This window comes from Stenotrophomonas sp. STK16_22, from assembly GCF_051984505.1.
GTDB lineage: Bacteria > Pseudomonadota > Gammaproteobacteria > Xanthomonadales > Xanthomonadaceae > Stenotrophomonas > Stenotrophomonas maltophilia_A.
Genome location: NZ_CP196972.1, coordinates 66,073 through 91,714, shown reverse-complemented (window position 1 = coordinate 91,714; position 25,642 = coordinate 66,073). Strand labels below are relative to the sequence as shown.

The following is a 25,642-nucleotide window of genomic DNA, read 5'->3' as shown; positions in this document are numbered from 1 at the left end:
ACATCCTGAGACGTGAGTGTGGTGCCATGTGACCCCTCGCAATCCGTCCCGGCTCCACTTTCCATGGCTTACGAACTCGCCAAGCGCACCGCCGATGCCGAGCAGAAGCTCGCCACCCGCGATGGCCTGCCCGCCCGCGACGGCGCACTGCTCAGCGCGCGCCTGCAGCGCCGCTACCAGGACCGCATCACCGGCAGCTTTGCCATTCCCGGCCGCGAAGGCCGCTATGCGCCCATTCCCGATTCGGTTCCGCCGGCCCTGGCTGCCGCCCTGAAGGCGCGTGGCATCGAACAGCTCTACAGCCACCAGGCCGAGGCCTGGAACGCCAGCCAGCGCGGCGAGCACGTGGCCATCGTCACCCCCACCGCCAGCGGCAAGTCGCTGTGCTACACCCTGCCGGTGGTCAGCGCGGCGATGCAGGACAAGGCCAAGGCGCTGTACCTGTTCCCGACCAAGGCACTGGCCCAGGACCAGGTGGCCGAGCTGCTGGAACTCAACCGCGCCGGCGATCTGGGCGTAAAGGCCTTCACCTTCGATGGCGACACTCCCGGCGACGCGCGCCAGGCCATCCGCCTGCACGGCGACATCGTGGTGTCCAACCCGGACATGCTGCACCAGGCGATCCTGCCGCATCACACCAAGTGGGCGCAGTTCTTCGAGAACCTGCGCTACATCGTCATCGACGAAGTGCACACCTATCGTGGCGTGTTCGGCAGCCACGTCACCAACGTGCTGCGCCGGCTCAAGCGCATCTGCGCGTTCTACGGCGTGCAACCGCAGTTCATCCTGTGCTCGGCCACCATCGGCAACCCGCAGGCCCATGCCGAAGCGCTGATCGAGGCACCGGTCACCGCCATCACCGAGTCCGGCGCGCCCAGCGGGCCCAAGCAGGTGCTGCTGTGGAACCCGCCGGTGATCAACCCGGACCTGGGCCTGCGTGCCTCGGCGCGCTCGCAGAGCAACCGCATCGCGCGCATCGCGATCAAGTCCGGGCTGAAGACCCTGGTGTTCGCGCAGACCCGGTTGATGGTCGAGGTGCTGACCAAGTACCTGAAGGACATCTTCGACCACGACCCGCGCAAGCCGCCACGCATCCGCGCCTACCGCGGTGGCTACCTGCCCACCGAACGCCGCGAGACCGAGCGTGCGATGCGCGCGGGCAACATCGACGGCATCGTCAGCACCTCGGCGCTGGAGCTGGGCGTGGATATCGGCAGCCTGGACGTGGTCATCCTCAACGGCTACCCCGGCAGCGTGGCCGCCACCTGGCAGCGCTTCGGCCGTGCCGGCCGCCGTCAGCAGCCGGCGCTGGGGGTGATGGTGGCCAGTTCGCAGCCGCTGGACCAGTACGTGGTGCGGCATCCGGACTTCTTCGCCGAGGCCTCGCCCGAACACGCGCGTATTGCGCCGGACCAGCCGTTGATCCTGTTCGACCACATCCGCTGCGCGGCGTTCGAGCTGCCGTTCCGGGTCGGCGATGGCTTCGGCCCGATCGACCCGGAAGTGTTCCTGGAAGCGCTGGCAGAGACAGAAGTGATCCACCGCGAGGGCGAACGCTGGGAATGGATCGCCGACAGTTACCCGGCCAACGCGGTCAGCCTGCGTGCGGTGGCCGATGGCAACTTCGTGGTGGTCGATCGCAGCGATGGCCGCCAGCAGATCATCGCCGAGGTCGACTATTCCGCTGCCGCACTCACCCTGTATGAAGGTGCCATCCACATGGTGCAGTCCACGCCCTACCAGGTGGAGACGCTCGACTGGGACGGCCGCAAGGCCTATGTCACACGCACGCATGTGGATTACTACACCGACAGCATCGACTTCACCAAGCTCAAGGTGCTGGACCGCTTCGACGGCGGCGTGGCCGGCCGGGGGGATTCGCATCATGGCGAAGTGCACGTGGTGCGCCGCGTGGCCGGCTACAAGAAGATCCGCTACTACACCCACGAGAACATCGGCTACGGCCCGGTGAACCTGCCCGACCAGGAACTGCACACCACTGCGGTGTGGTGGCAACTGCCGCAGGCGCTGCTGCTGCGCGCGTTCGCCAGCAAGCAGGATGCGCTGGATGGCTTCCTCGGCGCCGCGTATGCGCTGCACATCGTCGCCACCGTAGCGGTGATGGCCGATGCGCGTGACCTGCAGAAGTCGGTCGGCAACGGCGATGGTTCCTGGTTCGCGATTGCCGACCAGAGCGGCCGCGGCCAGCTGCGCGGCAGCGAGGGTGATCCCGGTGTGGTGGAGCTGCTGCAGGAGTTCGTGCCCACCGTGTATCTGTACGACAACTTCCCCGGCGGCGTCGGCCTGAGCGAACCGCTGTGGCAGCGCCAGGCCGAGCTGGTGCAGCGCGCGCGCGAACTGGTGCAGCGCTGCGACTGCAAGGCCGGCTGCCCGGCCTGCGTGGGCCCGGTGCTGGCCGCGCAGGAAGAGGATGACACCTCGCCGCGCGCGCTGGCGCTGCGTGTGCTGGACCTGTTCGATGCCGAGGCCTGCCAGCACGTCCCCGACGTGGTGGTGACCACGCGCGATCCGATGGAGCTGCTGGCACCGTGAGCCTGAGCCTGGACAAGCTGCGCCTGCTGCGGAAGCAGGCCGGTGACCCGAAGGCAGTCACGCCGGCTGCGCCCGAGCCGCCGCCCGCAGCACCTGCGGCACCGGTTGCCGCCAACGATGCGCGGCAACCACCGGCCGAGCGTTCGGTGTTCGCCTGGGTCGAGCAGGAGATCCGCCACAAGCCGACCGGCGCTGCCGCGCCCGTGACGGCACCCGCACCGCTGCGTCGGCCGGAAGTGGGCAGCCTGCATCGCCTGCTCGGCCTGCGTTCGCGGGGTGGAGCCGCGCCGGCACGCGCCAGCGCGCAGGATCGCCAGCTGCCCGGCGAGGAAATCGCACCGGGCCTGTTCCTGATCCAGTCGCTGCAGCCACAGCCGATTCCGTCGCAGCCGCTGTCGCTGGATTTCGCCCGCCGCGAAGGCGAACACGTATCCCCGCTCGACCTGCTGTTCTTCGATACCGAAACCACCGGCCTGGCCGGCGGCACCGGCACCCGCGCCTTCATGATCGGGGCCGCCGACTGGCATGTGTGCCCGCAACGCGGCGAAGGCCTGCGCATCCGCCAGCTGCTGATGGCGACGATGGCCGCCGAGGACGCGATGCTGGCCACCTTCGCCCGCTGGCTGCAGCCGTCCACCGTGTTCTGCAGCTACAACGGCCGCAGCTACGATGCGCCGCTGCTGAAGGCGCGCTACCGGCTGGCCCGCCAGCGCTGCCCGATCAGCGCGTTGGATCACGTCGACCTGCTCTATCCGACCCGCCGCCGCTATCGCGGCACGTGGGAGAACTGCAAGCTGTCCACCATCGAACGCCAGCTGCTGCGCGTGGTGCGCGAGGACGACCTGCCCGGTTCTGAAGCGCCGGGCGCATGGCTGCGCTTCCTGCGCGGCGGCGACGCGGTGAACCTGCGCCGGGTGGCCGACCACAACCACCAGGACGTGGTGACCCTGGCCCTGCTGCTGCAGCGGCTGGTACGGGAAGAACAACGTGAGCGCGAAACCCTGGCGCTGGTCGGGCAGTAGGCGTTGACGCAGCCTGACGGTGGCAGCGGTGACACTGCCGCCACCATCCACGCCTGGAGCCCGACGATGCGCCTCAACCCTCTGGTCCTGCTCGCCATCCTGCCCTTGGCCGCCTGCAGTCACGCCGGCAGCAGCACCACCCACGATCCCGCGCCGGCACCCGTGGCCGATGCTGCGCACGAATGCAGGCCGGAGGCGCTGGAGGCCTTCACCGGCAAGACCGCCGACGAAGCCACGATCAAGAAACTGGTGGCTGACAGCGGCGCGCGCGGTGCACGGGTAGTCAAACCCGGCATGGCGGTGACCATGGACTTCCGCCAGGACCGCGTGACCGTGCAGGTGGATGCGCAGAACCGCATCGAGCGCGCCAGCTGCGGATGATCGCCTCAGGGTAGTGCCGGCCGCTGGCCGGCACCCCACATTGCCGGCCAGCGGCCGGCACTACCGCTCAGAGGCGCTCGGCCTTGCCGCTGGCCAGTGCGCGCGCGATCACCTGCTGTGCCTGCTGCGATGCCTGCGCATGCACGCGTGCCTGACGCTCTCCCAACGCGGCCTGTTGGCTGCCCAGTGCCGCCTGTCGGCTGGCCAGTTCAGACTGCTGGCTGGCCAGGCGCTGCATGTCACGGGTGCGGCCGGATTGCGCGGCCTCGCTGCGGGCTTCCTGCATTGCACGACGTGCCTCAGCGGCGGCCTCGCGTGCAGCCTCACGTGCAACGGCCATATCGCTGGTCGCACCACGCGCCGCCTTCGCTGCTTCTGCCGCGGCCTCACGGTTGATGTCGTGGGCGGCCATCGCGCTGCGCGCTACCTCAGCGGCGGCCAGCGCAAGGCGGCGTGACTCCTCGCCCTGCAGGCGGCCCATCTCACCCATCTGCCTGCCGAGTTCGCCCTGCTCGCGACCCAGCGCACTCTGCTGGCGGCCCAGTTCGCTCTGCTGGCGACCGAGGTCTACGGCGCCGCTGTAGGCGCGCTGCAGGGTCTGGATCAGCATCGGGTCGCGCACCACATAGCGCTTGTCGCCCTGGCGGAACCACAGCGCCGGCCCCTTGCCGAGCTGCCTGCGGGCCACCGTTACATCGTCGATGCCGCCATTGGCGAAGGTCGAATCACCATCGACCAGCACGTAGGCCTGCAACGGCGACTTGCCGAGATCCAGGCGCCCGTAGGTGGTGATGGAGGTGGTGTGGGAAGTCGAATGCTCACTGTGCATGTCGGTATCCACATCGACATCCACGTCGACCGCCACATCGGCATCGTCCGGGCCTGACAGCGCCTCGACATCGGCCGGCTCGGCAGGCGGCGCGGGCGCCACCGGCACGGCCGGAACGCGCGCGGCCGAAGGCGCTGCGGGCGGCGCGTTCGGAGCCTTCGGCGGCGGCGGCACCACGGCCTTCGGTGCGGCCGGCGGCGCGGGCGGTGCCGGTGGCACTGGCGCAGCGACCAGCCGCATCGGTGCCACGCCCACCAGCACCACGACGGCGGTCAGTGCCATCGCCAGAATGCGCGGGCAGGCCCGGCGCGGCTGCAGCGAGAGCAGGCGACGCTTGAGGCTGGTGGTGTTCGGCGCGGCGCTGGCCACGCCCAGGTGTGGCTGCGGTGCCACGCCAAGCTGCAACAGCAGGCGACCGTAGGCCTGACGGCTCGCGCCATGCTGGCCAACCACGGCCGCATCCACCGCTTCTTCGCGGGCCTGTGCGTATTCGCGCACCGACAGGCGCAGCAGCGGGTGGAAGAAGAACAGGTGCTGGGCCAGTGCGGGCAGCAGGCCCCACTGCAGGTCACGCCGCTGCAGGTGTTGCAGTTCATGCGTCAGTGCCAGGTCCAGCGCATCACCCTGCAGGGCGTTGTCGCCGGCCGGCAGCAGCAGCACCGGGCGGAACGGCCCGACCAGCTGCGGTGCGTCCACCTGCGTGCTCATCCACAACCGCGGCGCAGGACGCACGCCGTGCGCATCGGAGGCCAGTTGCAGGGCCTGCACCAGCGCTTCGTCCTCGCAGGGATAGGCGGCGGCCAGCAGCGCGCGGCAGCGGCGCCATTCACCAAAGGTGCGCAGGGCCATCAGCAGCACACCGGATGCCCACAGCGCAGCCAGTGCAACGGCCCACCACGCAACTGCCGGCACGTCCGCTGCAGGCACCGGCATCGCCGCCAGCAGCTGCGCCGAGGCTTCCGGCGCCAGCGGGTAGACCAGATCTGCGGCAACGTCAGTGGCGGTCATCGCCACCGCCTGCGGTGCCGGCAGCCAGGCCAGCTGCAACGGCTGGCTCCAGAACAGGCCGAGCACGGCCTGCAGCGATACCAGCCACCACAGGCGGCAGCGGGTGGCCGCCGACAGCGACGGCAGTGCGCGGCACACGCCGTACACCAGGGCCACCAGCAGCACGGTCTGCAGGCTGGTCCAGCCCAGCCGTTCCAACAACGGGATCAGCATCGTGGTGTCCATGGCTCAGCCCTCGTGGCGGCGCGATTGGAGTTCGGCGACCAGCGCTTCCAGCTCGGCCAGCTCGTTGTCGCTGACCTGCTGGCGCTGCGACAGGTAGGCCACGAACGGCGACACCGAGCCCTGCAGGGTGTTGTCGACGAACTGGGCCACTGCACCCTGCAGCACGCTTTCCGGGCCACGCGTGGCCTGGTAGCGGTAGACGCCGTCCTGCTGCTGGCGACGAAGATACCCCTTCGCCCGCAGCCGCTCCATCATCGTCAGCACGGTGGACCGGGCCAGGCCACGGGCCTCGCCGTAGCCACTGGCGACCTCACCGACGCTGGCCGGCGCATGTTCATCGATGTACTGCAGCAGGGCCAGCTCCTGGTCCCCGATCGTCTTGCCACGCATGACACCACTCCCTTGACTACACGTGTCGCCACTTTCTGCGTGACGACAACTGTAGTCAACCCCCCGGAAGTCATGGGCCGACGAACGGTAGGGGGACGCCGCCCGGCTCAGTACTCCACCCGATACCCGATCGAGAAGGTGCGCCCTGCCGCGGGCAGGCTGGACATCTTCCCGTAGGTCGCCTCGGCCTGCTGGCCATAGACCGTGCGGTAGTCACGATCGGCCAGGTTGTAGATGCCGACACTGAAGCGGCCGCCTGCCAGCGGCAGCTCGCCGATCAGGTCGAACACCGCATAGCCGTGGATCTTCGCCGCCGGGGTAGCGCGGATGCTGGGACTGATCGCTGCGAGTGGCGCATCGCGCCAGGCACGATCGGTGCCGCCCACCACTTGTCCCTGCAAGCGCAGCAGGCTGTCATTGGCGAAGCGCCACTGCCCATGCACACCCGCCTTCAAGGGTGAAACGCGGAACGCATTGAGCTCACGCCAACGTCCGGCAGCATCGCGGTACTGGCCCCGGGTGCTGGCAAGGCTTGCGCCCAGCTCCAGCTGCGCCGTCGGTGTGTAGCGCAGGTTGGCCTCCACGCCCCACACGCGCTCATCGGTGTCGGCCACCGACACGCTGTAGTCGCGGTTGAACTGCACGGTCTTGTCCGAGCGGTTGTAGAACGCGGTCACCGCGCTCTGCAGCGATGCATCGCTGCGGCGCCAGCCCAGCTCATAGCTGTCGACCTTGATCGGGCCGACGTTGCGGCTGTCGATGACGAAGCTTGCCGGTACATCGCGCAGCATGCGCTGGGTGTCGGGCAGGCTGAAACCCTGCGAGACGTTGGCGAACAGCTGTTGCGATGCATCCAGCCGGTACACCACGCCCGCATTGAACAGGGTCTGCGAGTGGCGCACGCGGCCGCCCCGCAGCAGGTGCGGCTGATACCCGGCAACGGCATCGGCGGTGATCGCTTCGGTGTACGGAAGCGAGTCTTCTACGCGGTTGCGCAGGATCTGGTGGCGCACGCCGGCCTGCACGCTGAAGCGCTCACTCAGCGAATGGTCGGCCTGCAGGAACAGGCCGGTGGTATCCACGCGCACGTCCGGCCCCATCGCGTACTGCGCGGTGGGCTGGTAATCGAGACCGTTGCTGGCGATGAAGCGGTTGATGTCATACATCTGCCCGCGCTGACTGTCCTGCTCGCGCTCGTGGTCCACGCCGTACGACAGCTGCAGGCTGCTGCCCGCCACGTCGAAACCCTTGTGCAGCGCTGTGCGCAGCCCCCACACATCGATATCGGTATTGGACTGCATCGCCACATAGGCGAAGCCACCGCGCAGTGCCGGGTGCACCAGCGTCGACACCGACGGGAACCAGCGTCCCTGCTCGTTGCGGTAATAGGCTTCCACGCTCAGTTCCTGCCCGCCCAGTACATCGCGGTTGCGGTACTGCGCATTCACTCCCTGGTGCCGGGTACGTGGCTGCGCCTCCAGCTGCAGGCCGGGCAGCGCCTGGTGGCTGGGCGTGAATGCAGGGTTGAACAGCGCAGCCAGGCGCGGGCCATAGTCGGGGCCATGATCACTGTCCTGCTCATCGTCGAACCAGCGCACGCCCACGCTCAACTGCTGGCTGTCCGTCGGGGTCCAGTCGAAGCGCGCATTGAGTTCGCGGGTCTCGGTGTCCTGCCGATCAGTCTGCGCGATCTCCGGGCCGATACGGCGGCCATGCGCATCCAGCGATGCGCCCTGCCGGCCATAGGCGAAGCCGAACGCGCCACTGAACTGATCGCCGCGCACGGTCATGGTCTGCGCGGCGTTCCAGGCCAGCGTGTCACTGGACAGATGCGAGGGACTGCGCAGGCCGAACTGGCTGGCCAGCTGCACCGGCTGCTCACCGGGCTGAAGGGTGATGATGTTGATGATGCCGCCACTGGCACCGGCGCCATACAGCGCGGTGGCACCGGAGATCACCTCGATGCGCTCGATCATGGTTGGCGAAATGCTGTTGAGCTGGCGCGATCCATCGCGCGCGCCGGTCAGTGGTACGCCATCGATCATCACCTGCACGCTGCGGCCACGCATGGTCATGCCGTAGTTGCTGGTGGTTCCGCTGGCCGGCGCCAGCGACGGCACCAGCTGGCCGAGGATGTCGGCGGCGCTGCGCCCGGCGGTGATCTGCTGGGCAATCTGCTCGCGCTCGATGGCATACACGGTGCCGGCGATCTCGGCCACGCTGCGTGCACCTCGCACGGCGGTGACACTCACCGCATCCAGTTGCCGGGTGCCGGACGTAGCGGACGCATTCTGCGCCGCCAGCTGGCCACTGATGGCCATCGCCAGCATCGCCAGCGGAAGGGTTGCTGCGGTATGCCGCATGGTGTCCTCGTTGCGTATCAGGGGGAGTTCGTGGGTGCTGCGAAGCGGCGCATCAGCGGCCGGCACAGCAGCAACCCGAGCGCCGAAACTGCCGCCAGCGCGATGTAGTAGATGGGGTAGCCCAGGCCCTTGGCGAGGAAGCCGGACAATGCACCGCCGATGAAATTGACCAGCAGCTCGAAGCACACCAGCAAGGTGAAGTCAGTGCCGGCCTGGGCACGCGAACTGACCCGCATGAACAGGGCATACAGGCTGGTCATCGCCACATAGCGCAGCGCCAGCAGTGCGATCACCAGCGCGCCCAGGCCCCACCGTGACGATGCCATCGCACCGCTGTAAAGCATCAATGCCAGCAGTACATACAACACGGTGCGCCACCAGCCAGCGTGCATCAGCAATTGCTCGGCCCGGCGCTGCTTGAGCAGCCAGGCGGCGGCCACCGCAGCCAGCATGCCGGTACCGGCGCCGCCCACCGAGATCAGCAACCCGATCTCGGTCAGGCTGAACTGCTGGTCGACCAGCAGCGGGTTGATCATCGCCATGGCCGGCGCTTCCACCAGCCGGTACAGCACGATCAGCAGCAGCGCCCAGCGCAGTTCGCGGCGACGCAGCGCACGCAGGATGCTCGGCCGCGGCGCGTCGGGCCTGGCCGGCGTTTCGTTGATCTGCTGCACTGCCAGCAGGGTCAGTGCGCTCATTGCCGCCAGGCTCAGCAGGGCCACGCTCCAGCCGCGGGTTTCATACAGCCACAGCACGCCGGCGCCACCGATCATGCTGCCCAGGGCCACGCCCACGCTCTGCGCCATGCTGCCCAGCCGGTGCTCGGCCGGCGCCAGCGCCTCCACGGTATAGCCGTCGATGGCGATGTCCTGGGTGGCGGCAATGGTCGAGATCCACATGCCGACCAGCACGAACACGACCAGGCCATGATCCAGGCCGGTGAACGCCAGCACCAGGATCCCGGCCAGCAGCAACAGCTGGGTCAGCCACAGCCAGCTGCGGCGGCGACCGAGGGCCGGCAGATGCCAGCGGTCGACCAGTGGTGCCCACAGGAACTTCAGCGCCCACGGCAGGTAAAGCAGCGACAACATGCCGATCCAGCGCAGATCCACGCCCTGGCTGCGCAGGATGGCCGGTACCGCCACGCTGTAGAAATACAGGGGCAAGGCATGCGCCATGTACAGCGCGACGATCACCCCAAGGCCGAACGGCGAAGCGGCGGCGCGCTCAGTGCGCATCAGCCTGCTCCAGGTGCTCGCCAATCCAGCGCATGCCCGCGCCGGCATCGGCGGTGACGAAGTACGGCACGGCCCACGCCGCATGCAGCGCCGGAGTGTCCAGCCGTTGCTGCTCGGCGGCATCGCTGGCGATGCGCACCAGGCCCCGGCAGTACTGCCGGAAGGCGGCCTTGTACTGCTTGTACCAGACCGCCTGCAGGGCACGGTAATCGTCGCAGAAGGTGGCACCGGGCGCGGTGCTGGCAACGAAGTAGAAGGGGCGGTGGGCATCGATCAGCGCCTGCACGCGGTCCAGCCAGTACCGGATCTGGTGCGCATCCACCGCGCCATGGAAGACGGCACGCAGCACCACCGCCTCGTTGATCACCAGACCCATCGCCATCGACCTTCTTGCTGAACAGGGGAAAGGGGCAGCGAACCCCCGCAAATGAGAATAATTTGCAATACCATTGAAAGTTTAGGCGCGACGAAAGAAAATTTAGGCACGACAGCATTCGCGGGTGCCTTGCATGCAGGTCTATTCCTGCGCCGAACTGATGAGCGCCGCCCACGCGCTGGGCGGCCGGGTCGACTTTGAATCGGGCCTCCCCGATGCGCTGCCGGTGCTGGCCGGCTGGCAGCAGGTGCAGTCGATGGACAGCGGCCTGGTGCTCTACCTCAGCCGCAGCCAGGACATGGTCGGCGGCCGCAGCCAGAACTGCCTGCCTGCGGGTCTCACCGCCAGCTTCCTGCTGCAGGGGCAGGCCGAAGTGGTCATCGCCAACCAGCGCCTGCAGATGGACAGCCGCCGGACCGGGAGCCCGGCGATGCTGGTCCACCTTCGTGAGGAGGAAGCGTTCCAGCGCCATTGGCAGGCGGGTCGTGAGGAAACCAAGGTCAGCCTGCACCTCGGCCAGGACTGGTTGTCGCGCCAGCTCGATGGTATTGCATCGGCCGGACTCACCCGCCTGCTACTGAGCCACGCACGCAACCAGGCGTGGCAACCGCCTGCGCCACTGCTGCGGCGGGCCGCAGCGTTGTTCGGGGCGGAAACGGCGGAGCCGCCTCTGCTGGCCAACCTGCAACGCGAGAGCTTTGCGCTGGAAGTCGCGGCCAGCGTGGTTCGATCCGTGATCGCCGAACGCGAGGCGCCTGCCCCCAGCGCACATCTGCGGCGTTGCGTGGACCAGTTACAACAGTGGCTGCAGAGCGGCGAAGCCGATGGCCTGACCATCAACCAGATGGCGCGCAGGCTGGGTACCAACGCCGTCGACCTGCAAAGCGCCTTCCAGCAGCTGCACGGCAGCAGCATCGCCGCCTGGCTGCGTGCACTGCGCCTGCAACGGGCGCACGATGCCCTGCTGCAACGACGGGTGTCAGTGGACGTGGCGGCCAGCGTGGCCGGGTACGCCCATACCAGCAGCTTCAGTGCCGCGTTCAAGCGGCAGTTCGGAAGGTCTCCTTCCCGGATCCGCTAGCCGCAGCAGGCACGCCCCGCGCGCACAACCAGTACCTGCCACGCAGCGCAGGTACTGCTTAAACCTTTTACGCACCCGCTGCATCCGATCCTCGACGCCCCGCCGGAATCCCGCATGTTCCGCCCAACGCTTCGAGTCATGCTCATGCTCATCACTGCCCTGCCCTTCGCCGCCATCTCCGCCAGCCAGGACCAGGCCAACGACCAGACCCGCCGCCTGATCCGCCAGATCATGCTGGAGCAGCGCATTCCCGGGCTGCAGGTCGCGGTGATCAAAGACGGGCAGATCGTGTTGTCCGAGGCCTACGGCCTGGCCAATGTCGAGAACGGTGTGCTTGCCTCGCGCGACACCCGCTTTCCGCTCAATTCGGCCACCAAGGCGTTCACCGGCGTGGCTGCCGCGCAGCTGGCCCAGCAGGGGCAGCTGGATCTGGACGCGCCGGCCTCGCGTTACCTGGATGATCTTCCACCAGCGTGGAGAGACGTACGCGTACGCCAGTTGCTTGCGCATACCTCAGGCCTTCCGGACATCCTTGATGCGAACGGGCTGTTGGGTGGTGGCTCCGAAGCGCAGGCGTGGACAGCCGTCACTGCGCGGCCGGTCGAAGCCGCACCCGGGCAGCGCTTCGCCTACAACCAGACCAACTACGTACTGCTGGCACGGATCATCGCGCAGCAATCCGGCATGCCCTACGAACGTTTCCTCGCCACCGGCCAGTTCAGCAGCGCGCGCATGGCCCGCACCACCTTCGGCGACAGCTACGACCTGATTCCGGATGCGGCGACGATGTACAGCCTGGCCCCGCGTGCCACCGACGCAGCCGATGCACCGGCGCGCCTGTCGCACTGGTTCTACGACATTCCGCCTTCACTGTGGGCCGGTGGTGGCATCCTCACCACCGCCGATGACACCGCGCGCTGGCTGGTCGCGTTGACCGACGGGCGCCTGCTTCAGGATGCAGCTCGGAAGAGGATGTGGACCGCAGAGCGCCTCACCGATGGCCGTGCCGGCCCATGGGCGGGCGGCTGGCCGGTGCTGCGCGCATCGCCCGACCTGCAGGTGGCCGGCATCGGTGGCGCGCGATCGGCCTTCATCGTCTACCCCGACCGCGGCGTGGCGGTGGTGGCGCTGACCAATCTGGTCGGTGCCAATCCACAGCAGTTCATTCCGCGCATTGCCGATCTCTATGCGCCTGCGGTGACCGTGCCCTGAGGCTGCCGGCCAGCGGCCGGCACTACCGGAGCATCGGCCGCGCCGACGGCCATTTCCGGCAGAATCGGTGCGTCAGCCGTGCGGCCCGCCCATCACCGGCAGGATCACCCCGCTGATGTAGCTGGCACAGACCGGCGAGGCCAGGAATACATAGGCCGGCGACAGTTCTTCAGGCTGTGCGGGCCGCCCCATGTCGCTGTCCTTGCCGAACTCCGCCACGTCCTCCGCCGGCTTGTCGGCCGGGTTCAGCGGCGTCCACACCGGTCCCGGCGCCACGCAGTTGACCCGGATGCCACGTGGTAGCAATTGGCTCGCCAGCGATTTGGTGAACGCATGGATCGCGCCCTTGGTGGCCGAGTAATCGATCAGCGCCTTGCTGCCGAAGATTCCCGTTTCCGATCCTGTGTTGATGATGCTGGCACCCTCGCCCAGATGCGGCAGTACCGCGCGCGCCATCTGTATGTAACCGCCGATGTTGGTCTGCAGGGTTTCCTGCAGATGCGCGTCTTCCAGGTCTTCCAGCCGCGCGCAATGCAGCTGGAACGCGGCATTGTTGACCAGGATGTCGATGCCGCCGAACGCCTTGGCCACCTGCTTGACCGCCTTGTTGCAGAAGCGCGGATCGCGCACGTCGCCGGCGATCACCACGCAGCGGCCGCCTTCGCGCTCCACGTGCTGGCGGGTGATGTCCGCGTCCTCAGCCTCGTCCAGGTGCAGTACCGCCACATCGGCGCCTTCGCGTGCGAACAGCACCGCCACTGCACGGCCAATGCCGGAATCGCCACCGGTGACGATCGCACGCATGCCCTGCAGCTTGCCGCTGCCGGTGTAATCCGGTGCAAGGAAACGCGGCGCCAGCTCCAGTTCGTGTTCATGCCCGGGCTTGGCCAGCTGCTGCGCCGGCATCGCCTCCGGTTGCCGGCGCGCCCCGGCCTGGGTCGCGGTCTTCTTCGTTGCTTTTTTTGCCGCGCGCACGTCCTTGGCCTTCTCCTGGTCCTGCAGGCGCCGCTGCCGGGCCGCGACGCGCGCTGCGCGTGGATCGCTGGCGGCCGCCTTACGGGTGGCGGTCTTCACCACGCGCGGGCGATCGGGGGCGGCGACAGTCTTGCTTGCGGCGCTGCCTTTGCGCACCTTGGGCGAGGCTTTGCGGCGGACGGGGGCTTTCTTGGTGGTGGCCATGCAGGTCTCCTCGGGAGGGAAAGGGGCTGCCGGCCAGCGGCCGGCACTACCGGGGGCGGCCCTTGCCGCTCCTGCAGTGTCTCCACCCACGCTGTTGGCGGCGGTGAGCGCGCCGTGTCCACGATGTGCACGGCATTCATTCCGCCACCACGTGCGCCGTCGCACCCTGCACGCAATCACACAAGGAACGCCTCCATGAAACACGCCATCGCCACCGCCGCCGTCTGCTTTGCCCTCGCCGCCTGCAGCAGCACACCGGTGGCCCAGGTACAGCCGATCGACGGTGTGATTTCCGGCCAGTGCCACAGCGACAGGGTGCGCGGCGCACTTGGCCTGGCCGCGTCGGACGCCACCGTCGCACGCGCACGGGTGGACAGCGACAGCCTGCACGTACGGGTACTGCGCCACGACGGCCCGCGGGTGCCGCCGGCCAGCGAAGGCGGCGACCGCCTGACCATCGAAAAGGGACGCACCAACAACATCACCGCGATCTACTGCGGCTGAGCCGGCGCGCCCTGCGCAGCACGCGCAGGGTCGCCTGTTCCCACTGGCGCGGCCCACGCAGGCCGGCCAGCGTGGCCAGTTCGCCGCGCTCCCAGCCGGCGAACACGCACGGGTCGATGTAGGCCTTGCGGCACACCGCCGGGGTATTGCCCAACAGCGACGCCACTTCGCACACCACCGCGCGCTGCGCCTGCACCAGCGCGCGCTGGCTGGCCGGTTCCGGCAGTTCGGTGGCGGCAAACGCCTGCACCGCCGCAACCGTCCCGCCCCAGGTGCGGAAATCCTTGGCAGTGAAGTCCTCGCCCATCACCTCGCGCAGGTAGTCGTTCACCGCGCCGGAGTCGACCGGCTGCAGCGCGCCGTCGTCATCGCGGTACTGGAACAGGGCCTGCCCCGGCAGCTGCTGCAGCCGCCGCACCAGCAGCCCCAGCCTGCGGTCGCCCACGGTGACCTCCTGCAGCTGCCCGGACTTGCCACGGAAGCGCATGCGCACGCGGCCACCGCGCAGCAGCTCCAGATGCCGGTTTCGCAGTGTAGTCAGTCCGAACGAACGGTTCTGCTGCGCATAGGTCTCATTGCCGACCCGCACCAGCGTGTCCGCCAACAGCGCGACCACCATGGCCAGCACCTTTTCCTTCGGGAAACCGGGGCGCTTGAGATCCCGCGACAGCCGCCGCCGCAGCGTAGGCAACGCCTCGCCAAAGGCGATGATGCGGTCGAACTTGCCGGCATCGCGCTCCCTGGCCCAATCGGGGTGGTAACGGTACTGCTTGCGACCGCGCGCATCACGACCGGTGGCCTGCAGGTGGCCGTTGGCATGGGCGCAGATCCACACCGCGGTGTAGGCCGGTGGGATCGCCAGTGCGCGGATGCGTTGCAGGGTGGTGGCGTCGCGTATCGCGTGGCCATCAGCATCGCGGTAGCTGAAGCCCTTGCCGGCGCGGCGCCGGCTGATGCCCGGCTGGGTGTCGTCGACATAGCGCAGGCCGGCCGCGCGCGCTGCCTGTCGTTCGGGGGTGGAGGGAGTTGGCATGCCTCCAGTGTCGCCGTCGCCATGCCGCGATCCTGTCGATAACACAAGACAAACACGTGAGGGCCGGTTCGCCGCTATGCTCGGGTCTTCACAACCCCTTCCGGAGTCATGATGTCGTTCCCGATTCGCGCCCGTTCGCTCTCCGCCCTGTTGCTGCCGGCCGTGCTGGCCCTGACCGCCTGCCAGGCACCGGCGCTGGATGAACAGGATTCGGCCACCGCCCACGCCCAGCAGGCCGCCGAAGCAGCCAAGGCGCCGGCCGACGACGCCGGCAAGGCCACCGAGGCTCCGCCGGTCGGCACCTGCGATGCCAGCCAGGTACAGAGCCTGGTCGGCCAGGCCTACACCGATGCCCTCGGCAAGCAGGCACAGGAAGATGCAGGTGCCAGCCAGGTGCGCGTGCTCAAGCCCAACGACGTGGCCACGATGGAGTTCCTCGGCGACCGCCTGAACATCGAAGTGGACGACAAGGGCGCCGTCAGCGGCGTGCGTTGCGGCTGAGTCCCGCCCCGCGCCGGCACTGGGTTGCCGGCGCGTTCCGTTGCACCTGCAACCGTGTATTGCGGCGTTGCAGCAACCTGTGATCTAGTCGAGGCATCCGGTGGCCTCACGATGCGCTCCAGGGAATGAGCGGGGACGAGTGTCGCCGCCAACCCTATACGCATCGAGGTAGAGATGGCCCCACGCAACCGCCAAGGGCTTTACGACCCGCGCTCCGAGCGCGATGCCTGTGGATTTGGCATGGTCGCCCAGCTCGACGATCAACCATCGCGCCTGTTGGTTGATACCGCCATCGCCGCGCTTTCGCGCATGACCCACCGTGGCGGTGTCGCCGCCGATGGCCTGACCGGTGATGGCTGCGGCCTGCTGCTGCGCCGCCCCGATGCGTTCCTGAAACTGCTGGCCAGCGAAGCCGGCATCGCGGTCTCCGCACGCTTCGCCGCCGGCCTGGTGTTCCTGCCGCACGACGCCGACGCGGCGCAGGCCTGCCGCGCGCAGCTGCAGGCGCAGGTGGAAGCGGTGGGCTGCAAGGTCGCCGGCTGGCGCGAGGTGCCCACCGATGACAGCGTCTGCGGCCAGCTGGCGCGCGACACGTTGCCGCGCATCGAGCAGGTGTTCGTCGACGCCGGCATCGGCCAGGACGATGCCGGCTTCGCGCTGGCGCTGTTCCTGGCCCGTCGCCGCAGCGAACAGCAGCTGCGCGAACACGCCGACTTCTACGTCACCACCCTCACCCCGGATGCGATCAGCTACAAGGGCATGGTGCTGCCGGACAAGCTCAGCCGCTTCTTCCCGGACCTGCAGCGCCGCGAGCTGGCCTCCAGTGCGATCGTGTTCCACCAGCGCTTCTCGACCAACACGCTGCCGCGCTGGCCGCTCGCCCACCCGTTCCGCATGCTCGCCCACAACGGCGAGATCAACACCATCGAGGGCAATCGTCGCTGGGCGCAGGCGCGCAGCAAGGTGTGGAAGACGCCGCGCTTTGACATCGCCGAATTCGACCCGGTGATCTCCATGCACGGCTCGGATTCGCAGAGCCTGGACAACATGCTGGAACTGATGGTCGCCGGTGGCATGGAGCTGATCCAGGCGCTTCGCATCCTGGTGCCGCCCGCCACCCAGTCGCTGGAGTTCAAGGACCCGGACCTGGCCGCGTTCTACGAGTTCCACGGCCTGAACAGCGAGCCATGGGATGGCCCGGCCGGCATCGTTGCCTGCGACAGCCGCTATGCGGTGTGTACGCTGGACCGCAACGGCCTGCGCCCGGCGCGCTGGATGCTGACCGCCGACCGCCACTTCCTGGTCGCCTCCGAGGCCGGCGTCTGGGAAGTGCCAACCGAGCGCGTGGTGCGCAAGGGCAAGCTCGGCCCCGGCGAGATGATCGCCATCGACCTCAAGCGCGGCGACCTGCTCGACTCCGACGCGGTGGACCGCATCAACCGTGGCCGCGCGCCGTACAAGCAGTGGCTGCAGCAGGGCGTGACCTACCTGCAGACCGAACTGATCGACCCGTCGCTGGTGGAGGAACCCTTCGACGAAGGCACCCTGCGCAGCTACCACAAGCTCTACCAGCTCAGCAGCGAGGAAGTGGAGCAGGTGCTGCGGCCCTTGGCCGAGACCGAGCAGGAAGCCACCGGTTCGATGGGCGACGACACGCCGATGGCGGTGCTGAGCCAGCGCAGCCGCCCGCTGTACGACTATTTCCGCCAGGCCTTCGCGCAGGTCACCAACCCGCCGATCGACCCGCTGCGCGAAGACTGCGCGATGTCGCTGTCCACCCAGCTCGGCAAGGAGACCAACATCTTCCATGCCGGCCCGGAGACGGTGAACCACGTCATCCTCAACTCGCCGGTACTGAGCCAGCGCAAGCTGCGCCAGCTGCTGAAGATGGACCAGTACGTGCAGGCCAACCGCCTGCTCGACCTGTCCTACAGCGAAGACGAGGGCCTGCGCGCCGGCATCGAGCGCATCTGTGCCGAGGCCGAACAGGCCGCGCGCGAGGGCATGGTGATGCTGCTGCTGTCCGACCGCTACCCGGTGGCCGGGCGGCCGATGGTGCATGCCCTGCTCGCCACCAGCGCCATCCACCACCACCTCTCGCGGCTGGGCCTGCGCTGCGACGTGAATCTCATCGTCGAGACCGGCACCGCGCGCGACCCGCACCACATGGCCTGCCTGCTCGGCTTCGGCGCTACCGCGGTGTACCCGTACCTGGCCTACCAGACCCTGTTCGACCTGGGCCGACGCGGCATCCTCAAGCTCAGCAAGGGCGGTGAGCAGTCGCAGATCGGCCGCCGCTACCGCAAGGGCGTCTACAAGGGCCTGTCGAAGATCATCTCGAAGATGGGCATCTGTACCGTGGCCAGCTACCGCGGCGCGCAGCTGTTCGAGATCATCGGCCTGGAACCGGAAGTCGTGGACCTGTGCTTCCCGGATACCGCTTCGCGCATCGGCGGTGCCGGTTTCGCGCGCCTGGATGCCGACGCACGCGAGCTGTGCGCGCAGGCCTGGGATGCGCAGCAGGACGTGGATGTCGGCGGCCTGCTGAAGTACGTGCACGGCGGCGAGTACCACATGTACAACCCGGACGTGGTGACCACCCTGCAGCGCGCGGCGCGCAGCGGCGATCCGCGTGCCTGGCAGCAGTACTGCGATGCCGTGCACGCGCGTCCGCCGTCGGCACTGCGCGACCTGCTGGAACTGGTGCCGGCCGCTGCGCCGACACCACTCGATGACGTGGCGCCGGCCAGCGAGCTGTTTCCGCGCTTCGATACCGCGGCGATCAGCCTGGGTGCACTGTCCCCTGAGGCACACGAGGCGCTGGCGATTGCGATGAATCGCCTCGGTGGTCGCAGCAATTCCGGCGAAGGCGGTGAGGATCCCGCCCGCTATGGCACCGCCAAGCGCAGCAAGATCAAGCAGGTGGCCTCGGGCCGCTTCGGCGTCACCGCCGAATACCTGGTCAATGCCGAAGTGCTGCAGATCAAGGTCGCGCAGGGCGCCAAGCCCGGCGAAGGCGGCCAGCTGCCTGGGCACAAGGTCAACGAGCTGATCGCGCGGCTGCGCTATGCGCGTCCAGGCATCGGCCTGATCTCGCCGCCGCCGCACCACGACATCTATTCCATCGAAGACCTGGCGCAGCTGATCTACGACCTCAAGCAGGTCAACCCGACCGCGCTGGTGTCGGTGAAGCTGGTCAGCCATGCCGGTGTCGGCACGATCGCCGCCGGCGTGGTCAAGGCCGGTGCGGACCTGATCACCATCTCCGGCCACGACGGCGGCACCGGCGCCTCGCCGGTCAGCTCGATCCGCTATGCCGGCGTACCGTGGGAACTGGGCGTGGCCGAAGCGCACCAGGCGCTGCTGGCCAACGATCTGCGCGGGCGCACCCTGCTGCAGACCGACGGCGGCCTGAAGACCGGCCTGGACGTAGTCAAGGCCGCGCTGCTGGGCGCGGACAGCTTCGGCTTCGGCACCGCGCCGATGATCGTGCTGGGCTGCAAGTACCTGCGCATCTGCCACCTCAACAACTGCGCCACCGGCGTGGCCACCCAGGACGAGCGCCTGCGCGAGAACCACTTCACCGGCCAGCCCGAGCGCGTGGAGAACTTCTTCCGCCTGCTGGCCGAGGAAGTGCGTGGCTGGCTGTCGTACCTGGGTGCGCGTTCGCTGGAAGAAATCGTAGGCCGCACCGACCTGCTGCGGCAGATCGAGGCGGCGCCGCGCGACGGCGTGCGCGTGGACCTGTCACGCCTGCTGGCCGATGCCCGCTACGAGGGCAGTCACTGTGCGGCGCAGCGCCTGTACGAATCGCCGGACAGCCTGGCCACGCAGATGGACGGCCTGCTGGCCCCGGCCATCGAACACAAGCGCGGTGGCGAACACCGCTTCCTGATCCACAACACCGACCGCAGCATCGGCACCCGCCTGGCCGGTGCGGTGGCGCGCGCACACGGCAACCAGGGCATGGCCGAGGCGCCGCTGGAACTGCGTTTCCGCGGCAGTGCCGGGCAGAGCTTCGGCGCGTTCAACGTCGGTGGCCTGCACCTGGAAGTGGAAGGCGAAGCCAACGACTACGTCGGCAAGGGCATGGCCGGCGGCCGACTGGTGGTGCGTCCGCCGCGCGGCGCCCGCTTCGAGGCACGCAGCACCGCGATCATCGGCAACACCTGCCTGTACGGTGCCACCGGCGGTGAACTGTTCGCTGCCGGTCGTGCCGGCGAACGTTTCGCCGTGCGCAATTCCGGCGCGCTGGCGGTGGTGGAAGGCGCCGGTGACCACTGCTGCGAGTACATGACTGATGGCGTGGTGCTGGTGCTGGGCAAGGTCGGCCTGAACTTCGGTGCCGGTTTCACCGGTGGCCTGGCCTACGTGCTGGACGTCGACCGCGATTTCGTCGACCGCTACAACCACGAACTGATCGACATCCATCGCGTCTCCGCCGAAGGCTTCGAGAACTACCGCCAGCACCTGCACCGCCTGATCGGCCGCCATCGCGAGCTGACCGGCAGCATCTGGGCGCAGCAGATCCTGGACGAGTTCCGCGACTACATCGGCAAGTTCTGGCTGGTCAAACCGAAGGCCGCCAGCATCGAGTCGCTGACCGAAACCCTGCGACGCGCCGCGTAACGGTAGTGCCGGCCGCTGGCCGGCATCCCAGGATCACGTAGTGCCGGCCGCTGGCCGGCAACGTTCCCCCCCGCATTCCAGAGCCCGCCATGAGCCGCAAGCACGCCTTCCAGTTCCTCGACCTGCCCCGCACCATGCCGCAGCGCATTCCGGTGGAACTGCGTACGTCCGGCGACTGGGGCGAGTTGTACGGCAAGTTCGGCAAGGAGGACGCCCAGTACCAGGCCGGCCGTTGCCTGGACTGCGGCAACCCCTACTGCAGCTGGAAGTGCCCGGTGCACAACGCCATTCCGCAGTGGCTGCAGCTGGTGCAGGAGAACCGCATCCATGAAGCCGCCACGCTGTGCCACAGCACCAACCCGTTGCCGGAGGTGTGCGGCCGGGTCTGCCCGCAGGATCGCCTGTGCGAGGGCAGCTGCACGCTGGAGGAATTCGGTGCGGTCACCATCGGTGCGGTGGAGAAGTACATCGTCGATACCGCGCTGGCCAGCGGCTGGCGCCCTGACCTGGGCGCGGTGCAGCCCAGCGGCCACAGCGTGGCGGTGATCGGCGCCGGTCCAGCCGGCCTGGCCTGCGCCGATCGCCTCGCCCGCGCTGGCATTGCCGCCGTGGTCTACGACCGCTATGAGCAGATCGGCGGCCTGCTGCAGTTCGGCATTCCCAGCTTCAAGCTGGACAAGGACGTGATCCATCGCCGCCGCGAAGTGCTGGAGGGCATGGGCGTGCAGTTCCGCCTCGGCGTGGAGATCGGCCGTGACCTGAGCGTGCAGCAGCTGCTGGACAGCCACGACGCGGTGTTCGTCGGCACCGGCGCCTACCGCTACACCGATGGCGGCCTCGACGGCCAGGACCTGAAGGGCGTGCTGCCGGCCCTGCCGTTCCTGGTACAGAACAGCCGCATTGTGGGCGGCGATGACCCGAAGGGTCGGCCGATTGCCGGCTGGGAAGACACCATTGCCCTGCCCGACCTCAACGGTAAGCGCGTGGTGGTGCTCGGTGGCGGCGATACCGGCATGGACTGCGTGCGCAGCGCGGTGCGGCTGGGCGCGGCCAAGGTCACCTGCGCCTATCGCCGCGACGAAGCCAACATGCCCGGCAGCGCGCGCGAAGTGGCCAATGCCCGCGAAGAGGGCGTGCGCTTCCTGTTCAACCGGCAGCCGCTGTCGATCGAAGCCGGCGCCGACGATGAAGTGATCGGCGTGACCGTGGTGGAAACCCGGCTGGGCGAGCCCGATGCCAACGGCCGCCAGAACGCCGTGCCGATCGAAGGCAGTGAATCGCTGCTGGAAGCGGACGTGGTGATCATCGCCTTCGGCTTCTCGCCGAGCGTGCCGGCGTGGCTGGCCGAGCTGGGCGTGGAAGGCCAGTCCAACGGCCGCATCGTGGCCGGCGGCAAGGACCGCCTGCCATTCCAGACCGCGCATCCGCGCCTGTTCGCCGGTGGTGACGCGGTGCGCGGTGCTGACCTGGTGGTGACCGCCGTGGCCGAAGGCCGCGATGCCGCCGCCAGCATCGTGCGGCTACTGGCCCACTGAGTCCGGTACCAGCAGTGCCGCCAGCAGTGCCCGCAGTGCGTGCGGCTCCACCGGCTTGGCCAGGAAGTGGTCGATGCCAGCCGCACGACAGGCTTCGCGGGTGCTTTCCATCACGCTGGCGGTGAGCGCGATGATCGGCACCTGCGCACGCGCGGGGCAGGCATCGGCACGGATCGCCCGTGCCAGCGCGAAGCCATCCATGCCCGGCATGTGGCAGTCGGTGATGACCAGGTCGAACGGCTGCGCCTGCCATGCTTCAAGCGCCGACCGTCCATCGGTACAGGCGTGGACCTGCAGCCCGAGCGCGCACAGGTGCTGCTCCAGCAGATGCAGGTTGGTGGGATGGTCTTCAGCCATCAGCACGCGCGCCGCCGGCAATGGTCGCTCGTCCGCACCCGCCGCCGCGGGCGCGGCCACGGGTGCCTCACAGGCATCCAGGTCCAGATCCAGCCACACCGTGGTGCCCTTCCCGGGTGAGCTGCGCAGCTGCAGCTCCGCCCCCATCGAGATCGCCAGCTCGCGGCAGATCGCCAGGCCCAGCCCACTGCCGCCGAAGCGCCGCGTGGTCGAGCGCTCCGCCTGGGTATAGGCAGCGAACACCGCCTGCTGGCGCTCCTCGCTGATGCCCACGCCGCTGTCGCTTACCTGCAGGCGCAGCCGCTGGCCCCAGTCACGTTGCTGCAGTACCTGCACCTGCAGTTCCACGTGGCCGTGCCGGGTGAACTTCAACGCGTTGCCGGCCAGGTTGAACAGGATCTGGCGCAGGCGCAGGCCATCGGCCAGCGATCCCGGCTGCATATCCGGATCAAGCACCACCTGCAGGTGCAGGCCTCGGCTGGCGGCCACCGGCATCAGCAGCTGCTGCACCGCGCGCACCAGTGCCGCCAGGTCGGTGGGCCGCAGCTGCAGTGGTGCGCCCTCCAGGCGTTGGCTGTGCAGTACATCGTCGAGGATCTGCCGCAGCATCCGCGCGGCATCATCGACGGTGGCCAGCACCTGCTGCTGGCGTGGCTCCAGCCTGCTGCCCGCCAGCCGTTCGAGCATGCCCAGCAGCGTGCTCATCGGGGTGCGGATCTCGTGGCTCATCGTTGCCAGGAAGTGCGCCTTGGCCTGTGCCGCCTGCTCGGCCTCGCGGCGCGCTTCGGCCAGCGCGCGGGTACGTGACTGCACCTCACTGACGTCGATCCAGTAGCCGCTCCACTCGACGTCGCTGTCGTCGCAGGACAACGGCCGCCCATGCGAGCGCACCCATCGCCAGCCCTGTGGCGAGCGGGTGCGGAAGGTGACGTCGATCGGGCCACGCGCCAATGCAGCCATCTCGACGCAGGCCATCACCTGGTTGCGGTCATCCGGGTGGACCGCGGCCAACAACCGCTGGTGATCGATCCGCGCGGTCTCCACGCTGATTCCGAACAGGGCCTGCACGTCCCCGGCGATCTGCGGAAAGCTGTAGTGGCCGCCCGCCGAACGACGCGCCTGGTAGACCACCGCCGGCAGGTTCGCGGTCACCTCCTGCAGGCGCTGCTCCACCCCTCGGCGGCGCACGCTCTCGCGATGGACCCGCCAGTAGCCGAAGGCATGGACCAGCGCCAGGGCGAGCAGGATCAGCGAGGCCGGCACCAGCCAGCGCAGGGGCGACGATGACGGAGCGTTGCGCGGCCGGTCCGGCAGCCAGGCCGCGCGGATCTGATCGCGCTCGGTATCGGTCAGCTGCGACAGCGCCTGTTCGAAGCCGGCGATGACATCGGCGCAGGCGGGCGTGGTCGCCAGCACCAGGGCATCATCGAAACCGGCCGGCGCGGCGATCAGCAGTGCATCGCCCTGGTAGCGGCGCAACGCCGCCTCGACGTCGCCGAGGTTGGCAACCACCGCATCGATCAATCCGGTGCCCAGCAGCGGGAGTGCATCGTCCAGCGCTGCCGGTGGCAGCAGCTGTGCACCCGCTGCCTGCTCGGCCAGCAGCCCCTGCAGCGGCACCCGGCTGGGGCTGGCCACAATGCGTCCACGTAGATCTTCCAGGCCCAGCACCGGCGGCGCATCCTCCCGGCGCACGATCACCTGTGGCAGCTGCAGGTAGGGCGTGCTGACCACCCATCCGGCAGGCAGTTGCGAGCGTGGCCATCCCAGCAGCGCCTGGGTGCCGGCCGGCAGCTCGTCCCGGTCCACGCTGGTGGCCGGCACGGGCAACAGCTGCAGTGGCCGTTGCCCGCCCAGCAGCTTCAGGTACGCCGCGCCGAGCCCCCGGGCTTCGCCCTGTTCGCTGGACGACAAAGGAGCACGGTCGGACGGCCAGGCGATGCGCAGCGGTGTGCTGCAGCCCGTGGCGGAGGCCGCGGCAGGCAGCAGCAGGCTGGCCATGACAGCAATGGCTGCCGGGAAGCCGGCGACATTCACGGTAGGCATCCTCATCTCGCGGGCGGAAGGAACGGCCGCGCTGCGGTACCGCTGCCTGCCACGCTATCGACGCCCGGGCCGACGGCAATGAAGAAAGTTGTAAAAGCATCCAGATGGGGGAATGCCGACATACACTGCCGCCTTCACCCGTACCTGCGGAGCGTTCGATGCGCATCGGCCTGGCTGCCAACCGTCTTCATCACCACGACGCGCGCGCTGCGCTGTTCCGTTGGCTGCGCAGCAGCGAGGCCGGCCTGCGCGAGCTGGGCGTGTCGCTGCATGCGGTCGGCCGCACCCATGACGCGATCGAACGGCAGGGCTTCCTGACCGGGTACGCGGGCCTGCACCGTTATCCCTACGGACGCGAGGGTGGCCTGATGAAGCTGGTCGCCGAAGTCGTTGGCATGGGTCCGGATCGGACACTGGATGGCGCGATCTACCTGATCGACCCGGTCGATCCATCCTCGGTGTTTCCGGAAGCAACCGCGCTCAAGCGGCAGTGCGTGATCCACGGCAAGCCGTTCATTTCGACCGTGGCCACCGCACGCGACTGGGTGGAGGTGGAGCGCGTCCACGCCGGGCTGGCAGCCGATGCCGGCGCCGACGACCTGCATGCGTTCGAAGGCCAGACGCTGGCGCTGATCGCGCACGATGCGATGAAGCCGGCGATGCTGGCCTTCGCCGATGAGCACTTCGATGTGCTGGCCCGGTTCGGTGAGCGGGTGGCCACCGGGACCACCGGCCAGCGTTTGAACGAGCTGGCCTGGAGCCGGGGCTGGCCGCGTGATACGCCGTGGGTGACGCGCTACCAGAGCGGTCCGATGGGCGGTGATGCGCAGATTGCCGACCGGGTGCTGGAGGGGCGTTGCCAGCGCGCGATCTTCTTCGAGGATCCGCATGTGGCGCGCCAGCATGAGGCGGATATCCAGCTGCTGGAGCGCGCGGTGACGACGGTGACCGATCAGGCGGTGTGCATCACGGCGCCGCGGGTGGCGGCGCGGTGGGCGGCGGCGGTGGCGCTGCGGGCGGGGTGAGGGTTTCGGCCAACGGCTGAGCCCCTCGTGGTGGGTCGTTCAGATCAGAAGCCGTGCTTGGCCGGGTGGGGTGGATTGCGCAGGGGTCGCTGCAAGTCCCCCTCCGGGGCCCGGCCCAGCCGCTGGCGGCTGTGCGTTCAGGCGCTTGCGAAGCA

Annotated in this window: 18 protein-coding genes; 10 read left to right on the top strand and 8 right to left on the bottom strand. The window is 68.6% G+C overall.

Annotated elements, in window-relative coordinates; translation table 11 throughout:
* Positions 1–63 precede the first annotated feature (63 nt).
* The 3 genes from ACSYAO_RS00390 to ACSYAO_RS00380 all read left to right on the top strand — a co-directional run bounded on the left by ACSYAO_RS00390 (position 64) and on the right by ACSYAO_RS00380 (position 3,956).
* A complete protein-coding gene (locus ACSYAO_RS00390; protein ID WP_049461564.1) occupies positions 64–2,553 on the top strand; it encodes a DEAD/DEAH box helicase in 2,490 nt (829 codons plus the stop codon).
* Entirely contained in the window at positions 2,550–3,575 is a 1,026-nt protein-coding gene (locus ACSYAO_RS00385) for a ribonuclease H-like domain-containing protein (protein ID WP_049461563.1), read from the top strand. Before ACSYAO_RS00390 ends, ACSYAO_RS00385 begins: the two co-directional genes overlap by 4 nt.
* A 66-nt stretch (positions 3,576–3,641) precedes the next feature.
* Entirely contained in the window at positions 3,642–3,956 is a 315-nt protein-coding gene (locus tag ACSYAO_RS00380; protein ID WP_049461562.1) for an I78 family peptidase inhibitor, read from the top strand.
* 67 nt (positions 3,957–4,023) lie between these two features.
* Here the strand turns inward: ACSYAO_RS00380 and ACSYAO_RS00375 are convergent, their stop codons facing one another.
* From ACSYAO_RS00375 to ACSYAO_RS00355, 5 genes are all read right to left on the bottom strand, one after another.
* Positions 4,024–6,018 (bottom strand): M56 family metallopeptidase, encoded by a 1,995-nt coding sequence (locus ACSYAO_RS00375; RefSeq protein WP_049461561.1) that lies wholly within the window; start codon positions 6,016–6,018, stop codon positions 4,024–4,026.
* Positions 6,019–6,021: 3 nt separating this feature from the next.
* A complete protein-coding gene (locus tag ACSYAO_RS00370) occupies positions 6,022–6,408 on the bottom strand; it encodes a BlaI/MecI/CopY family transcriptional regulator (RefSeq protein ID WP_004133922.1) in 387 nt (128 codons plus the stop codon).
* Between the two features lie 107 nt (positions 6,409–6,515).
* Complete coding sequence (locus ACSYAO_RS00365) at positions 6,516–8,771, bottom strand: TonB-dependent receptor (RefSeq protein ID WP_049461560.1); 2,256 nt, start codon at positions 8,769–8,771, stop codon at positions 6,516–6,518.
* A 17-nt stretch (positions 8,772–8,788) separates the two neighbouring features.
* Positions 8,789–10,009: an MFS transporter gene (locus ACSYAO_RS00360; protein WP_049461559.1), complete on the bottom strand. Its 1,221-nt coding sequence runs from the start codon at positions 10,007–10,009 to the stop codon at positions 8,789–8,791.
* On the bottom strand, positions 9,999–10,391 hold the full coding sequence (locus tag ACSYAO_RS00355; RefSeq protein WP_223224697.1) for a hypothetical protein: 393 nt from the start codon (positions 10,389–10,391) through the stop codon (positions 9,999–10,001). The genes ACSYAO_RS00360 and ACSYAO_RS00355 overlap by 11 nt, the downstream gene beginning before the upstream one ends.
* A 127-nt stretch (positions 10,392–10,518) precedes the next feature.
* Between ACSYAO_RS00355 and ACSYAO_RS00350 the strand changes: the two genes are divergently transcribed.
* Complete coding sequence (locus ACSYAO_RS00350; protein ID WP_049461558.1) at positions 10,519–11,466, top strand: helix-turn-helix transcriptional regulator; 948 nt, start codon at positions 10,519–10,521, stop codon at positions 11,464–11,466.
* Positions 11,467–11,610: 144 nt separating this feature from the next.
* The gene (locus ACSYAO_RS00345) at positions 11,611–12,678 is read left to right on the top strand and encodes a serine hydrolase domain-containing protein (protein ID WP_049461573.1); all 1,068 of its coding nucleotides are present in this window, start codon (positions 11,611–11,613) and stop codon (positions 12,676–12,678) included.
* A gap of 72 nt (positions 12,679–12,750) precedes the next feature.
* Here the strand turns inward: ACSYAO_RS00345 and ACSYAO_RS00340 are convergent, their stop codons facing one another.
* Positions 12,751–13,857 carry an SDR family oxidoreductase gene (locus tag ACSYAO_RS00340; RefSeq protein ID WP_049461557.1) on the bottom strand — a complete coding sequence of 369 codons (1,107 nt, stop codon included), beginning with the start codon at positions 13,855–13,857 and terminating at the stop codon, positions 12,751–12,753.
* Between the two features lie 195 nt (positions 13,858–14,052).
* On the opposite strand from ACSYAO_RS00340, the gene ACSYAO_RS00335 reads away from it, so the two are divergent.
* On the top strand, positions 14,053–14,361 hold the full coding sequence (locus tag ACSYAO_RS00335) for a hypothetical protein (RefSeq protein ID WP_005407511.1): 309 nt from the start codon (positions 14,053–14,055) through the stop codon (positions 14,359–14,361).
* On the opposite strand, the gene ACSYAO_RS00330 is transcribed toward ACSYAO_RS00335, so the two are convergent.
* On the bottom strand, positions 14,339–15,394 hold the full coding sequence (locus tag ACSYAO_RS00330; protein ID WP_049461556.1) for a DNA topoisomerase IB: 1,056 nt from the start codon (positions 15,392–15,394) through the stop codon (positions 14,339–14,341). The genes ACSYAO_RS00335 and ACSYAO_RS00330 overlap by 23 nt on opposite strands.
* Positions 15,395–15,505: 111 nt before the next feature.
* Here ACSYAO_RS00330 and ACSYAO_RS00325 point away from each other — a divergent pair, with 111 nt between their 5' ends.
* The 3 genes from ACSYAO_RS00325 (at position 15,506) to ACSYAO_RS00315 (ending at position 22,059) form a co-directional block, all read left to right on the top strand.
* Positions 15,506–15,895 carry an I78 family peptidase inhibitor gene (locus tag ACSYAO_RS00325; protein ID WP_005407509.1) on the top strand — a complete coding sequence of 130 codons (390 nt, stop codon included), beginning with the start codon at positions 15,506–15,508 and terminating at the stop codon, positions 15,893–15,895.
* A gap of 174 nt (positions 15,896–16,069) precedes the next feature.
* Positions 16,070–20,524, top strand: a complete 4,455-nt coding sequence (gene gltB, locus ACSYAO_RS00320) for a glutamate synthase large subunit (protein ID WP_049461555.1) — start codon at positions 16,070–16,072, stop codon at positions 20,522–20,524.
* 89 nt (positions 20,525–20,613) lie between these two features.
* Entirely contained in the window at positions 20,614–22,059 is a 1,446-nt protein-coding gene (locus ACSYAO_RS00315) for an FAD-dependent oxidoreductase (RefSeq protein ID WP_014035469.1), read from the top strand.
* Here ACSYAO_RS00315 and ACSYAO_RS00310 read toward each other — a convergent pair.
* The gene (locus tag ACSYAO_RS00310; protein WP_100437680.1) at positions 22,045–24,453 is read right to left on the bottom strand and encodes an ATP-binding protein; all 2,409 of its coding nucleotides are present in this window, start codon (positions 24,451–24,453) and stop codon (positions 22,045–22,047) included. The two genes, ACSYAO_RS00315 and ACSYAO_RS00310, sit on opposite strands and share 15 nt — an antisense overlap.
* 167 nt (positions 24,454–24,620) lie before the next feature.
* Between ACSYAO_RS00310 and ACSYAO_RS00305 the strand changes: the two genes are divergently transcribed.
* A complete protein-coding gene (locus tag ACSYAO_RS00305) occupies positions 24,621–25,487 on the top strand; it encodes a methylglyoxal synthase (RefSeq protein ID WP_049461554.1) in 867 nt (288 codons plus the stop codon).
* The last annotated feature ends 155 nt before the right edge of the window (positions 25,488–25,642 follow it).

What these genes read in the sequence shown, in the direction of transcription:
- ACSYAO_RS00390 (WP_049461564.1), top strand. Translation starts at nt 64, where the DNA reads ATGGCTTACGAACTCGCCAAGCGCACCGCCGATGCCGAGCAGAAGCTC.
- ACSYAO_RS00380 (WP_049461562.1), top strand. Translation starts at nt 3,642, where the DNA reads ATGCGCCTCAACCCTCTGGTCCTGCTCGCCATCCTGCCCTTGGCCGCC.
- ACSYAO_RS00375 (WP_049461561.1), bottom strand. Translation starts at nt 6,018, where the DNA reads ATGGACACCACGATGCTGATCCCGTTGTTGGAACGGCTGGGCTGGACC.
- ACSYAO_RS00370 (WP_004133922.1), bottom strand. Translation starts at nt 6,408, where the DNA reads ATGCGTGGCAAGACGATCGGGGACCAGGAGCTGGCCCTGCTGCAGTAC.
- ACSYAO_RS00365 (WP_049461560.1), bottom strand. Translation starts at nt 8,771, where the DNA reads ATGCGGCATACCGCAGCAACCCTTCCGCTGGCGATGCTGGCGATGGCC.
- ACSYAO_RS00360 (WP_049461559.1), bottom strand. Translation starts at nt 10,009, where the DNA reads ATGCGCACTGAGCGCGCCGCCGCTTCGCCGTTCGGCCTTGGGGTGATC.
- ACSYAO_RS00355 (WP_223224697.1), bottom strand. Translation starts at nt 10,391, where the DNA reads ATGGCGATGGGTCTGGTGATCAACGAGGCGGTGGTGCTGCGTGCCGTC.
- ACSYAO_RS00350 (WP_049461558.1), top strand. Translation starts at nt 10,519, where the DNA reads ATGCAGGTCTATTCCTGCGCCGAACTGATGAGCGCCGCCCACGCGCTG.
- ACSYAO_RS00345 (WP_049461573.1), top strand. Translation starts at nt 11,611, where the DNA reads ATGCTCATCACTGCCCTGCCCTTCGCCGCCATCTCCGCCAGCCAGGAC.
- ACSYAO_RS00340 (WP_049461557.1), bottom strand. Translation starts at nt 13,857, where the DNA reads ATGGCCACCACCAAGAAAGCCCCCGTCCGCCGCAAAGCCTCGCCCAAG.
- ACSYAO_RS00335 (WP_005407511.1), top strand. Translation starts at nt 14,053, where the DNA reads ATGAAACACGCCATCGCCACCGCCGCCGTCTGCTTTGCCCTCGCCGCC.
- ACSYAO_RS00330 (WP_049461556.1), bottom strand. Translation starts at nt 15,394, where the DNA reads ATGCCAACTCCCTCCACCCCCGAACGACAGGCAGCGCGCGCGGCCGGC.
- ACSYAO_RS00325 (WP_005407509.1), top strand. Translation starts at nt 15,506, where the DNA reads ATGTCGTTCCCGATTCGCGCCCGTTCGCTCTCCGCCCTGTTGCTGCCG.
- gltB (WP_049461555.1), top strand. Translation starts at nt 16,070, where the DNA reads ATGGCCCCACGCAACCGCCAAGGGCTTTACGACCCGCGCTCCGAGCGC.
- ACSYAO_RS00315 (WP_014035469.1), top strand. Translation starts at nt 20,614, where the DNA reads ATGAGCCGCAAGCACGCCTTCCAGTTCCTCGACCTGCCCCGCACCATG.
- ACSYAO_RS00305 (WP_049461554.1), top strand. Translation starts at nt 24,621, where the DNA reads ATGCGCATCGGCCTGGCTGCCAACCGTCTTCATCACCACGACGCGCGC.